This is a genomic window from Pseudomonas resinovorans NBRC 106553, from assembly GCF_000412695.1.
Taxonomy (GTDB): Bacteria; Pseudomonadota; Gammaproteobacteria; order Pseudomonadales; family Pseudomonadaceae; genus Metapseudomonas; species Metapseudomonas resinovorans_A.
Window position 1 is genome coordinate 3804540 of the sequence record NC_021499.1, and the last position, 12749, is coordinate 3817288.

The following is a 12749-nucleotide window of genomic DNA, read 5'->3' on the forward strand; positions in this document are numbered from 1 at the left end:
CCTGCGTCGCTTGCGACGGCGGGCGGGCATGCGCCTATGCGCTGAATATTCAGAGGAATCGTCAGATGACTTCCTTGAGTCCTTGCTCCGGGCTGCCTGTCGCCGCAGCCCTGGCAATGATGCTGTTTGCCTTGCCGAGCCTGGGTGCGTCGCTGTCGCTGGACGACGCGTTGCAATTAGCAGAGCGCAATGCACCGTCGCTGACCGCTCAAGCGGCCAAGCTGGATGCGGCGAAGAATGCCGCGATCCCCGCCGGCGAACTGCCGGACCCCAAGCTCGCCCTGGGCGTGCAGAACGTCCCCATCGAGGGTGAAGACCGCTGGAGCCTGGATCGCGACTTCATGACCATGCAGATGGTCGGTGTGATGCAGGAGATACCCAATAGTGACAAGCGCAAGGCGCGGGTCGAAACGGCCAAGGCCTCGGTGGATCGGGCTGCCGCCGAGGCGGAAGCCGAACGGGTGAAAGTCCGCCGGGAAACCGCCCTGGCCTGGATCGCGACCTACACCGAACAGCGCAAACTCGCGAGATTCGACGACTTCTTCCGGGAGAACCGGCTGCTGGCGGAAACCGTCCAGGCCCGCCTGGCGGGAGGCCGTGGCCAGGCGCTGGACGCGGTTGAGCCCCGGCAGGAAGCGGCCCAACTGGCGGAGCAGCAGGACGACCTGGCGCTGCTGGTGACCCAGGCGCGCGCGGCACTCAAGCGCTGGATTGGCCAAGAGGCCGCCCTGCCCCTTGCCGGCGGCTTTCCGCACTGGCCCATCGACGCATCCAGCTACCTGCACGCCCTGCATCGCCATCCCGAGCTGGCGGCCTACGCACCGATGACACGAGAAGCCGAAGCCCAGGTGCGCGAGGCCGAAGCGGAGAAGAAATCCGACTGGAGCTGGGAGGTGGACTACCAGCGCCGTGGGCGCGAATTCGGCGACATGATGACCGTGCAATTCACCTTCGACCTGCCGCTGTTTTCCAGTATTCGCCAAGACCCCAAGATCGCCGCGCGACGAGCTCAGGTCGGTCAGCTGGAGGCCGAGCGCGAAGCCCTGCTGCGTGAGCATGCCCAGCAACTGGAAACAGACCTGGCGGACTACCAGCGCCTGGATCGGGCAGTGGCCCGCAGCCAGTCCACCCTGGTGCCCCTGGCCGAGGAAAAGGTGGCGCTCGCCCTGGCGGGTTACCGCGCTGGGAATACCGAGCTGGCCAGTGTCATCGCGGCGCGCCGCGAGCTTGTCCAGGCCAGGCTCAAGGAGCTCGACTTGCAAGGCTTGAAAGCACTGGCCGGCGCCCGCCTGTACTTCACCTACGGGGAGGGCCGCCCATGAGCCGCGCAGCCTGGAAGCTACCCGCGCTGATGGGGCTGGTCCTGCTCGTAGGCGCGGCAGGCGGTTACTGGTTTGCCGCCCAGGGGCGTCCGACGGCAGTGTCCGAGGTCGCCGCCCCCACCGCCACCGACGAGCGCCAACCGCTCTACTGGTACGACCCGATGTTCCCGCAGCAGAAGTTCGACAGCCCCGGCAAGTCGCCCTTCATGGACATGCAGCTGGTTCCAAAATTTGCGGATGAAGCGAACGACAGTTCATCTGTCCGCATCGAGCCGGGCATCCAGCAGAACCTCGGTGTGCGCTTGGCCACTGTCACCAAGGGGAAGCTGGAGCAAAGCCTGCAAGTAAGCGGTGTCCTGGCCTTCAATGCGCGCGAGGTGGCACTGGTGCAAGCGCGGGCTGCTGGTTTCGTCGAGCGCACCTACGCCCGCGCGCCTGGCGATCTGATTGCGGCCGGCGAGCCCCTTGCCGACCTGCTGATACCGGAATGGGCCGCCGCCCAGGAAGAGTTTCTCGCGCTGCGCCGCAGTGGCGACCCGGCCATGTCGGCTGCGGCTCGCCAGCGTCTGCGCCTGCTCGGGATGCCGATGGAGCTGATCACTCAGGTCGAGCGCGGCGGCAAGGCCAGGCCGGTCATGACGCTGACCAGCCCCATCAAGGGTGTGATTCGTGAGCTGGACGTGCGCATTGGCATGACCCTGGCGGCCGGCCAGACCCTGGCCCGGATCAACGGCCTGGAAAACGTCTGGCTGGAGGCGGCCATCCCGGAGTCCCAGGCTGGGGCATTGCAAATCGGGCAGACGGTCGAAGCGCGGCTGCCCGCCCTACTCGGCGAGGTGATCCACGGGGCGCTTTCCAGCGTGCTTCCCGAGAGCGACCCGCAAAGCCGTACGCTGCGCGTGCGCATCGAACTGGCCAATCCCGACGGCCGCTTGCGGCCAGGCATGAGCGCCCAGGTTCGGCTGAACCAGCCAAGCCAGGCCGACCTGCTGCTGGTGCCCAGTGAAGCGGTCATTCGCACGGGCAAACGCGCGCTCGTGATGCTCGCGGAAGAAGGCGGTCGCTTCCGCCCGGTTGAAGTCCAGTTGGGCCAGGAGAGCGAGGGTCAGGTGGCGGTGCTCGACGGATTGGCCGCCGGCCAGCAGGTCGTCGCCTCCGGGCAGTTCCTGATCGACTCTGAAGCCAGCCTGCGGGGTATCGAGGCCAGGGCCCTGGGCACGCCGACGACGTCCATTGACCGGCCCACCCTGCATGCAGCCGAGGGCAGCATCGTCGAAGTCGGCGCCCAGGAGCTGACGATTTCCCACGGCCCCTTCAAGACCCTGGGGATGCCCGGCATGACCATGACCTTTCCCCTGGCCAGGCCCGAACTGGCGCGGGGACTGAAAGCCGGTGACCGCATCAGCCTGAAGGTGCGCGAGGGTGATTCCGGCTTGCTGATCGAGCAACTGGAGAAACTGGAGAGCGCGCCATGATCGAGAAGCTGATTCGCTGGTCGGTCGGCAACCGCTTCCTGGTATTGCTCGCCACCCTGTTTGCGCTGGCCTGGGGCATCTGGTCGCTGCGCAGCACGCCCATCGATGCCCTGCCCGACCTCTCCGACGTACAGGTCATCATCCGCACACCCTATCCGGGCCAGGCGCCGCAGATCGTCGAGAACCAGGTCACCTTCCCGTTGACCACCACCATGCTGTCCGTGCCTGGGGCCAAGACCGTCAGGGGCTTCTCGTTCTTCGGCGACAGCTTCGTTTACGTGCTGTTCGAGGACGGTACCGACCTGTATTGGGCGCGTTCGCGAGTACTCGAATACCTGAACCAGGTGCAGGGGCGCCTGCCCGCCGCCGCCAAACCCGCGCTGGGCCCGGACGCCACGGGGGTCGGCTGGATATTCCAGTACGCCCTGGTCGACCGCAGCGGCACCCACGACCTGGCGCAACTGCGGGCGTTGCAGGACTGGTTCCTCAAGTTCGAGCTGAAAACCCTGCCCAACGTGGCCGAAGTCGCCACGGTGGGCGGCATGGTGAGGCAGTACCAGATCCAGGTGGACCCGCTCCGCCTCGCTAACCTGGGCATCACCCAGGGCGACGTGGTCGAGGCCATCGACAAGGCCAACCAGGAAGCCGGTGGCGCCGTGCTGGAACTGGGCGAGGCCGAGTTCATGGTCAGGGCCACCGGCTACCTGAAGAACCTCGCCGACTTCCGTGCCGTGCCGCTGAAGCTCACCCCCGACGGTACGCCCATCACCCTGGGCGATGTGGCAACCATCCAGCTCGGGCCGGAAATGCGCCGGGGCATTGCCGAGCTCGATGGCGAAGGGGAAACCGTTGGCGGCGTGGTGATCCTGCGCAGCGGGAAGAACGCGCGTGACACCATTGCCGCCGTGAAGGCCAAGCTCGACGAGTTGCAGAAGAGCCTTCCCGACGGCGTGGAGCTGGTCATCACCTACGACCGCAGCCAACTGATCGAGCGGGCGGTGCGCAACCTCAGCCAGAAGCTGATCGAGGAGTTCATCGTGGTCGCCCTGGTCTGCGCCGCGTTCCTCTGGCACCTGCGCTCGTCCATGGTGGCCATCGTCTCGTTGCCGGTGGGTGTACTGATCGCGTTCGCCGTCATGCGCTACCAGGGCATCAACGCCAACATCATGTCGCTGGGCGGGATCGCCATTGCCATAGGCGCCATGGTCGACGCCGCCGTCGTGATGATCGAGAACGCCCACAAGCGCGTCGAGGCCTGGAACGCCAGCCATCCCGGCGAAACCCTGCGCGGCGAACAGCACTGGCGGGTAATGACCGATGCGGCGGTCGAGGTCGGCCCCGCGTTGTTCTTCAGCCTGATGATCATCACCCTGTCGTTCATCCCGGTGTTCACCCTGGAGGCCCAGGAGGGCCGCCTGTTCGGCCCACTGGCATTCACCAAGACCTACGCGATGGCGGCCGCCGCGGGTTTGTCGGTGACGCTGATTCCGGTGTTGATGGGTTACTGGATACGTGGACGACTGCCAGCCGAGCAGCGCAATCCGCTCAACCGTGGGCTGATTCGCCTGTACCAGCCGGCCCTGGATGCCGTGCTGCGGCATCCCCGGGCAACCCTGGTAGTCGCGCTGCTGGCATTCCTGACCACGCTTTGGCCGGTGTCGCGGCTGGGTGGCGAGTTCCTGCCACCGCTGGAAGAGGGCGACCTGCTCTACATGCCCTCCGCCCTGCCCGGCCTCTCCGCGCAGAAAGCCTCGGAGCTGTTGCAGCAAACCGACCGGCTGATCAGGACTGTCCCGGAAGTGGCGGGCGTGTTCGGCAAGGCCGGACGCGCCGAGTCGGCCACCGACCCGGCGCCCCTGGAGATGTTCGAGACCACCGTCCGCTTCAAGCCCAAGGATCAATGGCGAGCCGGAATGACCAGCGACAAGCTGGTGGAAGAGCTGGATCGCGTGGTCAAGGTACCGGGCCTGACCAATATCTGGATTCCGCCGATTCGCAACCGGATCGACATGCTGGCGACGGGCATCAAGAGCCCCATCGGGGTAAAGGTCGCCGGGACCAATCTCGCCGAGATCGACCAGGTGACCCAAGCCGTCGAGCATGCCGCCCGGTCGGTGCCCGGCGTGACCTCGGCCCTTGCCGAGCGCCTGACCGGCGGACGCTACATAGATATCGACATCGATCGCCAGGCTGCCGCGCGCTACGGGATGAACATCGCCGACGTGCAAGCCATAGTCGCCAGCGCCATTGGCGGCGAGAACATCGGCGAGACCGTGGAGGGGCTGGCGCGCTATCCCATCAACCTGCGCTACCCCCGTGAGTGGCGGGACTCGGTCGATGCCCTGGAGCGGCTGCCCATCTATACCACCCAGGGCGGCCAGATCACCCTTGGCACGGTGGCGCGGGTCCGGATCACCGATGGACCGCCCATGCTCAAGAGCGAAAACGCGCGCCCTTCGGGTTGGGTGTACATCGACGTTCGCGGGCGAGACCTGGCCTCGGTGGTGGCGGATCTGCGTCAGGCCGTCAAGGCCTCGGTGACACTGGCGCCCGGCATGAGCCTCAGCTACTCCGGGCAGTTCGAATTCCTGGAGCGGGCCAATGCCCGCCTGAAGCTGGTGGTGCCGGCCACATTGGCGATCATCTTCGTCCTCCTCTACCTCACCTTCGGCCGCTTCGACGAGGCCCTGCTGATCATGGCCACGCTGCCCTTCGCGCTGACCGGAGGCGTCTGGTTCCTCTACCTGATGGGCTTCAACCTGTCGGCCGCCACCGGAGTGGGCTTCATCGCCCTGGCCGGTGTGGCGGCCGAATTCGGCGTGATCATGCTGCTCTACCTGAAGAACGCCTGGACCGAGACGCAGGATGCCGGACACACGACAAACGAAGACTTGCGTGGCGCCATTCGGGAGGGGGCGGTACAGCGCGTACGCCCCAAGGCCATGACCGTCGCCGTGATCATCGCCGGCCTGCTGCCGATCCTCTGGAGCGGCGGAACCGGCAGCGAAGTGATGAGCCGCATCGCCGTGCCCATGGTCGGCGGCATGATCACCGCGCCGCTGTTATCCCTGTTCGTCATCCCGGCGGCGTATTGGCTTATGCGCCGTCGCACACAGCCCCACCCCATTTCGCAAACCACCCTTGGAGACGCTTCATGAGAACAGCACTCACCACTGCAATTGCCCTCGTTCTGAGCTCGGCCCTGCCCGCCCTCGCCGACGATATGTCCGGCATGAACATGGGAAACACCACAAAGGAGCCCTCCCAGGCGCAGGCGCAAACCGCCACGGCAAGTGGCACCGTCAAGGCAGTCGATCTAGCCAAAGGCACCGTCACGATTTCCCATGGGGCCGTGCCGAGCCTCAAATGGCCGGCGATGACGATGGCCTTCGCTGCCAGCCAGGAACAACTCGAGAGCGTTGAAGTGGAAGAGAAGGTCAACTTCGAGTTCAAGGCTGAAGGCATGAATGCCTCCATCCTGAAGATCACCAAGGCGGAATAACGGCCAGCACCGTGGAGGAGTCCGATCTCAGTGCGAACCTGCTGCTAGTCGGCTCCTCTTCCTGGAAAAGTGTGTTCCCGCCATAGGGAACCAACACCCGCAATGGAGCGATGTCTGCGAGCTTTCAGCGTCCGCAATTGGCCGATTCTGTTGAAAAAGTGGCTGCCGCCCCATGCCGCCGGCACAATCGCAAGCTCAGCGAGCGTGGGGGCAAGCAGCATGATGGGACGGTTATCGGGAGGACAGGCGCGCCTGTTCTACGCGTTCAATCTGGAAGAGCACGTCCCGCCTCAACACCTCCTGCGCAGCATCGATCAGTGCCTGGATCTCAGCGACCTGCGTACTCACTTGGCCGACTTCTACAGCCCCATCGGACGCCCCTCGATTGACCCGGAGTTGATGGTGCGCATGCTGGTGGTCGGCTACTGCTACGGCATCCGTTCCGAGCGACGGCTATGCGAAGAGGTGCGCCTGAACCTGGCCTATCGCTGGTTCTGCCGGCTGGGCCTGGAAGACGAAGTGCCCAATCACTCGACTTTCTCGAAGAATCGCCACGGCCGCTTCCGTGACAGCGGTCTGTTCCGCTGGTTGTTCAATGAGGTGCTGCGGCGCTGCATGGCGGCGGGCCTGGTCAAGGGGGAAGGCTTCGCCGTCGACGCCAGCATCATCAAGGCGGATGCCAGCCGGCAACGTGGGGTGGCGGGCGATGAAGTCGACTGGCGCGATCCGGCGCTCAGCAGCCGCGCCGTGCGCGAGTACCTCGAAGCCCTCGATGAGGAAGCGCTGGCCGAAGCCCTGCCCAAGAAGATGTCGCTCACCGACCCACAGGCGCGTTGGACTGCCGCGCCAGGCGGCCCGGCTTACTTTGCCTACGCTACCAACTACCTCATCTACACCGAGCACGGCGTGATCCTGGATGTGGAAGCCACCCCGGCGCATCGGACTGCCGAAGTCGAGTCGACCAAAACGATGGTCGAGCGCGTCGAAGCACAGTTCGATCTCACACCGGAACGCCTGATCGGCGATACCGCGTACGGCACCGCCCCGATGTTGGCCTGGATGGTCGAGGAAAAGGACATCGAGCCGCATGTGCCGGTGTGGGACAAGACCGAACGCAAGGACGACAGCCTCTCCAGCAACGACTTTCACTGGAATCAGGAGGCCAAGGAATACCGCTGCCCAGCCGGCAAACCGCTACGCAGTGAATGGCGCGCCTTTACCCAACAGAGAACGCGGGTGACCAAGGCCAACACGATCATCTATCGGTCCAGCCAAGCCGACTGCGCCACCTGCCCGCTGAAAGCCAAGTGCTGTCCCAATACGCCGAATCGGAAGATCGTCCGCAGTATCCATGAGGCTGCTCGCGACGTAGCTCGACGCATCGCCAAGACACCGGAGTACCTCGTCTCTCGCTGCGAGCGCAAGAAGGTGGAGATGCTGTTCGCCCACCTCAAACGGATCATGAAACTCGACCGTTTACGGCTGCGTGGCCTGACCGGCGCCACCGACGAATTCACCTTGGCCGCGACGGTGCAAAACCTGCGACGCATGGCCAAGCTCATGCCTCACGGGCCACCGCTTAGGGGATAGGTACGCCTGTGGCGAGCAGAAACCCTCGAATTAACCCACAAACCTGAGCCCGGACGCTCAGTGAAAGGCCGAAAGGCAATGTGAAGTGGCTTGCAGCCACTTCGAACGCTGGCGCGCCTGGCCGACTGGCTGCCGCAGAACCGCCTTTTTCAACAGAATCGGCCGATAGCAGCCATTTTCAATCCACATAAATCGGTCAGAAGCCGCTACTCGATACCCAGCCAAAACACGAAAGCACCGACTGGCCAGCGTCAAAGCGCCGTCCGCACGGCCTGGTCCTACAGATATTTCCGCCTGGCTTTTCCCTGTCCTACAGAGAACTTTCCTACAACCCATTAGCCTTGAGGCCCTACGCGCGCCCTGGCTAGTGTCCCCTCCGTCACGGTCAATCCCGTGGCCGGGTTTGACAGCTCGTAGTCCAGGCGCGATTGCGCCGCAAGGTGCATGCGAAGAACGGCGGACGTTCTTTGCAGGCCCTGGTACGCATGCAGTTTTTAACTGCACTGCCCAATGGCAGATCGCGTGGGGAGATCCTCGCGATCTGCCGGTCTCTGGACCCGGTCTGTCAACCCCGCGCGGTCTGCCGCCCTTCGACTGACAGCGGATGGCGGTAGCTCCTTAACTTGTCCAGGAGTACCACCATGCACGACGCATATACCCCAATCGTTTTCTATCACCACCACCAACGCCTGCGCGCAGTGATGGTCGACAACCAGCCCTGGTTCGTCGCCCATGACTTCGCGTGGTTGATTGGCCTTTCCGATGCCCAACCCGTGCTCCAGGCCCTGGAGCCTCACGAGCAGAAAACCTTCTGCCTCGGCTACAGCCACGACTTCCACGAAGAGGTCACCGTCATCAGCGATATCGGCGCGTACCGGGCGCTGTTCCAGTTCGGCAAGCCAAAGCACGGCGAGGTGGGCCGCTGGCTGAACGCGGTGCTGGTGCCGACGCTGCATGACTACCACCGGGTACCTGATGCGGCGCCGCGTCGGGAGAACCTGAGCGTTGAGGGTCGGCTGATTGGTGTCGTGCGCTGGCAGGGTGAGGTGTGGGTGGCCTGGCGGGATTTGCCGGCCTTTATGGCGAGCGGCAAGGAGGTGTCGGTATGACCGAGGAGCTTGAAGAACGCCGGCTGCGGGAGTTGGTGAACCGGCTGGATTCGCGCCTGGAGATCGTGCAGGTGCTGGCGGAGATCCTGCTGGACAACGCCACATTGCGGCCCTGCGTTCCCGGGGCTTATCTCAATTACTACCGGGAAGGCATGTTGATGGAGGCGGTGATTCATCTCGCCCGCAGCAATCAGGAGGATTTCGGTCAGTTAATGAAGAGGCCAGAAATTGCCGTTGGATTGGATGTGAGTTGAGCTGTGGTGGGGCCCCTCTTCCGGGTTGGGAGAGGGGCCTTTGTTTTGTTGGGGCAACGGGTTGCCCTTGGCGAATGAATTCGCCCCTACAGGCTTGGGGTGAGTTTGGCGCGGGGGTCATCGCGAGCAGAGCTCGCTCCTACGGATGAGAGTTTTACCCAGGCCTGGACCTAGCCCGGATGGAATCCGGGAGTGGATCTGTTGGCGCTCAGATTTCGCAGCGATCCAGGCAGCCATGCTGGTCGAACGCGTAGTAGCGTGATTGCCGGTCGCGGGTAACTTTCGCCAGCGCGACGGCCGGGTCGCGGGCCAGCAGCAGGCGGCCGCCCGTGGCCACCAGATGGTCCAGCAGGCGCTCCTTCTCTTCGATCAGGCATTCGGGATTGCGGTCGAAGGCGGTGGTCACGTCCAGCTCCAGCCAATGCAGGCCGGGAATGAGATCACCCGCGAACACCACAGGCCCACCGGGCATCTCCAGTTCCGGCAGGAGCTGGCCCGGCGTGTAGCCATCGCTGACGTGGAATCGCCAGCCCTCCCCCAGCACGCCGCTTGCGGAGTCCTCCACCAGCTTCAGGCGACCGCTTTCTTCGAGCTGGTCGAGGAGCTGTGGCACGAACCAGGCGCGGTCGCGGGGATGGGGGCGCAACGCTCGGGACCACTGGCGCGCGCCCGTGACGTAGCTCGCCCCGGGAAACAGGAGCCGCGGCGGGTCCCCGGCCTGGAAGGCGCTGCGCACGTCGGGCGGCAGCAGCGCATGGACGTGGGTCAGGATCACGACATCGATGTCGTGCTCGTCCAGCCCGCGCTGCGCCAGGCTGTCGAGCAGACCCAGCGGCTGCGGCTGGCACCGGCAGGTCCTGGGCACCGGCGCGAGCAAGGGCTCGCTGCCCGCCATGATCAGCACATTGCGACCGGGCTCCTGCACCAGCAGGACACGCGAGGCAAGGCCGATCTGGTTTTCCGCGTCGGGCTCGATGCAGTCGGACCAACGTTGGCGCGGCAGGCTGCCGAACATGCTGCCGCCATCCAGCTTGCGCAGGCGGCCGGCCAGAACGGAAAGACGACGTGTCACAATTTCTACCTCATTACTACAGGTGCCAGCCTCCTCCCTGGGCTGGCCACCTTCGATCAGATCAAACTCAGCACACCGCCGAGGAGCATCAATTGGGCGGTCAGGGCGAAGGCCAACAGCAGGGGTTTGAGACCCGCCTTGCGCAGGTCGGTGAGGCGGGTACTGAAACCGAGGGCGCCCATGGCGGCGGCCAGCAGCAGGTCATCCGCGCCGATCAGCATCCGCTGCACGTCCTGGGGCATGGGCAGCCAGGAGTTGAGCAACATGCAGGCGACGAAGCCGATGACGAAGAGCGGCACCTTGACCTTGGCCGTCGCGCCGCCTGGCACGCTGCGACGGGACAGCCAGACCCCCAGCCCCAGCAGGAAAGGCGCCAGCAGCAGCACGCGGATCAGTTTGGCGACAATGGCCGCTTCGGCTGCCTGCGGGTCCATGGCCTGGCCGGCGGCTACCACCTGGGCCACTTCGTGCAAGGTCGCGCCGGTGAAGACGCCAAAGCCATGGCTGTCGCCGAACAGCGTCGGCGCGATGGCGAACAGCCAGGGATAGAGCAGCATGCCGAGGGTGCCGAACAGCACCACGCAGGCGATGGCGATGGCCACCTGGTCATTGCGCCCCTTCACCATCCCGGCACTGGCGAGCACGGCAGCGGCGCCGCAGATGGCATGGCCGGCACCGATCAGGATCGCGGTCTCGCGCTCAAGACGCAGCACCCGCGTACCCAGCCAGATCGCTAGTGTGATGGTGGACAGGATCAGCACGGCATCGATGACGAAGGCCTGTACCCCCAGCGCCTGGACCTGCTGGACGGTCAGGCGCAGGCCATAGAGCGCGACGCCGAAGCGCAGTACCGGCTGCTTGCAGAACTGCAGGCCGGCTTCGAGTGCGTCGTGGATGCGCCCGGGCACAAGGTTCCCGGCCAGCAAGCCCAGCAGCATGGCCAGGGTCAGCGCGCCAAAGCCCGTGCCGTGCAACGCCGAAGTCGTCGAGAGCCAGAGCGCCAGGCCGGCCAGCAGGAAGCTGGCCGCGATGCCGGTGAAGAGGACGAAAGGCGAACGTTCAGAGCTACTCAGGACTAGCATGGCGATACCTCGCTTGTGGTAGCGCAAGGTTGCCCTGCCATATAACCTGAACGAAGCGACCTATTCTGATTGGTCATATCAGGAATGCTGATATGCAATGCCGCATTACCCTTCGCCAACTCGCCACCTTCGTGGCGATCGCCGATCTGGGCAGCGTCACCCGCGCCAGCAAGGAACTCAGCCTCACCCAGTCGGCGGCGAGCATGTCCTTGCAGGACCTGGAGCATCAGCTGGGGACGCGCCTGTTCGATCGCCACGGCAAGCGCCTGGTCCTGAACGAGCACGGCCGTCGCCTGTACCCCCATGCACAGGCCACCCTGGAAGGCGCCCAGGAGGTGGAATCGCTCTTCCAGCAGCAGCTCGCCTGCCACCTGCGCATCGGTGCCAGCACCACCATTGGCGGCTACCTGTTGCCGGAGAAACTGGCGGCCTTTCTCGAGGCCGAGCCGGACAGCCGCCTCGAACTGAAGGTGGAGAACACCGAACGCATCGTCGAATCACTGTGCAACTTCACGGTCGACGTGGCCTTCGTGGAAGGGCCGGTGCAGCACCCGGACATCGATGTACGGCCCTGGCTGGAAGATGAACTGGTACTGATCGCAGCACCAAGCCACCCGCTGTCCAGGCTGAAGCAGCCAACGGCCGAGGAACTGGCGGGCGCGCGCTGGATCATGCGCGAGCCGGGCTCGGGCACCCGCAGTATGCTGGAGCACCTGATCGGTCCCTGGCTGGGCAGCCCGCGCCAGCTGCTGGAGGTTTCCGATGGCGAGGCGATCAAGCGCTGCGTGATCGCCGGCGCGGGCATTGCCTGCGTATCCCGGCTCACGGTCCGTGGCGAGCTCGCCCTCGGACAGCTCTGCACCCTGCCCTCCCCCAGCGGCCCGCTGAAGCGCGTGTTCTATCGCGCCATCCACCAGGACAAACAGCCGACCCGGGGGCTCAGGCGCTTCCTGGATTTCCTGTAGCCCGAGCCGTCTCCTCGCCCGGTAGCCCGGATGCAATCCGGGAGGGGCCTGCACCCTGTCCGGTGTATTTCGGCCCGGCGTTGAAAGCCCATTGGGGACTGGAAGACCCATCCGAGGTGGTGGCTGACGAAGCTGCCCTGGACGCCGCGTTCCGCGCCACCCTGGCGCATGTGGAGCGGCGCTGCAAAGCCTTCCTCGACCTGCCCTTCGACCGTCTCGGCCGCGACGAACTCAAGCGCGAGCTGGATCGCATCGGCGCTCTCTGAGTAGCTGACGACGGCGACCCGCAGGGCTTCACGAATCTTTCACGCACCAGGAAGCAAAGTGGATCTCAGCTGAAGGATCAGCTTCATCCGTGGTACGAAAAGCCCCGCCCCT

The 12749-nt window shown here is 65.0% G+C and carries 10 protein-coding genes and 1 pseudogene; 9 read left to right on the top strand and 2 right to left on the bottom strand.

Annotation, left to right across the window (positions count from 1 at the left end; genetic code table 11):
- Window positions 1–65 precede the first annotated feature (65 nt).
- The 7 genes from PCA10_RS17135 to PCA10_RS17165 all read left to right on the top strand — a co-directional run bounded on the left by PCA10_RS17135 (window position 66) and on the right by PCA10_RS17165 (window position 9252).
- The gene (locus tag PCA10_RS17135; RefSeq protein ID WP_016493331.1) at window positions 66–1322 is read left to right on the top strand and encodes a TolC family protein; all 1257 of its coding nucleotides are present in this window, start codon (window positions 66–68) and stop codon (window positions 1320–1322) included.
- Window positions 1319–2797, top strand: coding sequence for an efflux RND transporter periplasmic adaptor subunit (locus PCA10_RS17140; RefSeq protein WP_016493332.1), 1479 nt, complete (start codon window positions 1319–1321; stop codon window positions 2795–2797). Before PCA10_RS17135 ends, PCA10_RS17140 begins: the two co-directional genes overlap by 4 nt.
- Window positions 2794–5955, top strand: coding sequence for an efflux RND transporter permease subunit (locus PCA10_RS17145; protein WP_016493333.1), 3162 nt, complete (start codon window positions 2794–2796; stop codon window positions 5953–5955). The genes PCA10_RS17140 and PCA10_RS17145 overlap by 4 nt, the downstream gene beginning before the upstream one ends.
- Entirely contained in the window at window positions 5952–6299 is a 348-nt protein-coding gene (locus tag PCA10_RS17150) for a copper-binding protein (RefSeq protein ID WP_016493334.1), read from the top strand. Before PCA10_RS17145 ends, PCA10_RS17150 begins: the two co-directional genes overlap by 4 nt.
- A gap of 219 nt (window positions 6300–6518) precedes the next feature.
- The gene (locus PCA10_RS17155) at window positions 6519–7889 is read left to right on the top strand and encodes an IS1182 family transposase (RefSeq protein ID WP_041770317.1); all 1371 of its coding nucleotides are present in this window, start codon (window positions 6519–6521) and stop codon (window positions 7887–7889) included.
- Between the two features lie 641 nt (window positions 7890–8530).
- Complete coding sequence (locus PCA10_RS17160) at window positions 8531–8998, top strand: BRO-N domain-containing protein (RefSeq protein ID WP_016493336.1); 468 nt, start codon at window positions 8531–8533, stop codon at window positions 8996–8998.
- The gene (locus PCA10_RS17165) at window positions 8995–9252 is read left to right on the top strand and encodes a hypothetical protein (protein WP_016492143.1); all 258 of its coding nucleotides are present in this window, start codon (window positions 8995–8997) and stop codon (window positions 9250–9252) included. The genes PCA10_RS17160 and PCA10_RS17165 overlap by 4 nt, the downstream gene beginning before the upstream one ends.
- 208 nt (window positions 9253–9460) lie before the next feature.
- Here PCA10_RS17165 and PCA10_RS17170 read toward each other — a convergent pair whose 3' ends face one another.
- Entirely contained in the window at window positions 9461–10324 is an 864-nt protein-coding gene (locus PCA10_RS17170; RefSeq protein WP_016493337.1) for an MBL fold metallo-hydrolase, read from the bottom strand.
- A gap of 56 nt (window positions 10325–10380) precedes the next feature.
- On the bottom strand, window positions 10381–11406 hold the full coding sequence (locus PCA10_RS17175; protein WP_041770318.1) for a YeiH family protein: 1026 nt from the start codon (window positions 11404–11406) through the stop codon (window positions 10381–10383).
- Between the two features lie 92 nt (window positions 11407–11498).
- On the opposite strand from PCA10_RS17175, the gene PCA10_RS17180 reads away from it, so the two are divergent.
- Together PCA10_RS17180 and PCA10_RS17185 are read left to right on the top strand one after the other, a co-directional pair.
- Window positions 11499–12371, top strand: a complete 873-nt coding sequence (locus tag PCA10_RS17180; protein ID WP_016493339.1) for a LysR family transcriptional regulator — start codon at window positions 11499–11501, stop codon at window positions 12369–12371.
- Window positions 12372–12427: 56 nt separating this feature from the next.
- A pseudogene (locus PCA10_RS17185) lies at window positions 12428–12637 on the top strand (low molecular weight phosphatase family protein); the annotation flags it as partial.
- Between the last annotated feature and the right edge of the window lie 112 nt (window positions 12638–12749).

Coding starts and splice junctions, on each gene's coding strand:
- PCA10_RS17135 (WP_016493331.1), top strand. CDS start 66: ATGACTTCCTTGAGTCCTTGCTCCGGGCTGCCTGTCGCCGCAGCCCTG.
- PCA10_RS17140 (WP_016493332.1), top strand. CDS start 1,319: ATGAGCCGCGCAGCCTGGAAGCTACCCGCGCTGATGGGGCTGGTCCTG.
- PCA10_RS17145 (WP_016493333.1), top strand. CDS start 2,794: ATGATCGAGAAGCTGATTCGCTGGTCGGTCGGCAACCGCTTCCTGGTA.
- PCA10_RS17150 (WP_016493334.1), top strand. CDS start 5,952: ATGAGAACAGCACTCACCACTGCAATTGCCCTCGTTCTGAGCTCGGCC.
- PCA10_RS17155 (WP_041770317.1), top strand. CDS start 6,519: ATGATGGGACGGTTATCGGGAGGACAGGCGCGCCTGTTCTACGCGTTC.
- PCA10_RS17160 (WP_016493336.1), top strand. CDS start 8,531: ATGCACGACGCATATACCCCAATCGTTTTCTATCACCACCACCAACGC.
- PCA10_RS17165 (WP_016492143.1), top strand. CDS start 8,995: ATGACCGAGGAGCTTGAAGAACGCCGGCTGCGGGAGTTGGTGAACCGG.
- PCA10_RS17175 (WP_041770318.1), bottom strand. CDS start 11,406: ATGCTAGTCCTGAGTAGCTCTGAACGTTCGCCTTTCGTCCTCTTCACC.
- PCA10_RS17180 (WP_016493339.1), top strand. CDS start 11,499: ATGCAATGCCGCATTACCCTTCGCCAACTCGCCACCTTCGTGGCGATC.